Genomic DNA, 516 nt, shown 5'->3' with positions numbered 1-516 from the left:
GATAAGAGTATTGAATTATGGTGGAGGCTGAGGGGATCGAACCCCCGACCCTCTGCTTGTAAGGCAGATGCTCTCCCAGCTGAGCTAAGCCTCCGTAAAAGAACAATTGTTATCTTACCAAAGATCATAACTGAAAAGCAAGTTTGTTCCGACGAACCATTTGGGATTCTCATCCCTGGCTAAGAAGAAAATGGTGACCCGTAGGGGATTCGAACCCCTGTTACCTCCGTGAAAGGGAGGTGTCTTAACCCCTTGACCAACGGGCCGTACTTTAAAAAATAGTGGCGGAGAGAGAGGGATTCGAACCCTCGAGACGCTTTTGACGCCTACACGATTTCCAATCGTGCTCCTTCGGCCAACTCGGACACCTCTCCATAATGGCTCCCCGAACAGGACTCGAACCTGTGACAACTCGATTAACAGTCGAGTGCTCTACCAACTGAGCTATCAGGGAACAATATTCAATTCAGGCCTTGATCGCCTGAAAACTGGATCGAAACGAAATATTGCGTTGAT

At 48.4% G+C, this 516-nt stretch carries 4 tRNA genes; all 4 read right to left on the bottom strand.

The features are described from left to right. Nucleotides 1-18: 18 nt before the first annotated feature. A tRNA-Val gene (locus G5B47_RS25325) sits at nucleotides 19-94 on the bottom strand. A gap of 97 nt (nucleotides 95-191) precedes the next feature. Continuing rightward, nucleotides 192-266 (bottom strand) — tRNA-Glu (locus tag G5B47_RS25320). A gap of 16 nt (nucleotides 267-282) precedes the next feature. Further along, nucleotides 283-374, bottom strand: a tRNA-Ser gene (locus tag G5B47_RS25315). Nucleotides 375-378: 4 nt separating this feature from the next. Further along, nucleotides 379-454, bottom strand: a tRNA-Asn gene (locus G5B47_RS25310). Between the last annotated feature and the right edge of the window lie 62 nt (nucleotides 455-516).

Origin of the sequence: Paenibacillus apii (assembly GCF_011043685.1) — a bacterium.
Taxonomy (GTDB): domain Bacteria; phylum Bacillota; class Bacilli; order Paenibacillales; family Paenibacillaceae; genus Paenibacillus_AQ; species Paenibacillus_AQ sabinae.
Note: the sequence above shows the minus strand (reverse complement) of the source record. Positions and strands in the feature narration are given on the sequence as shown.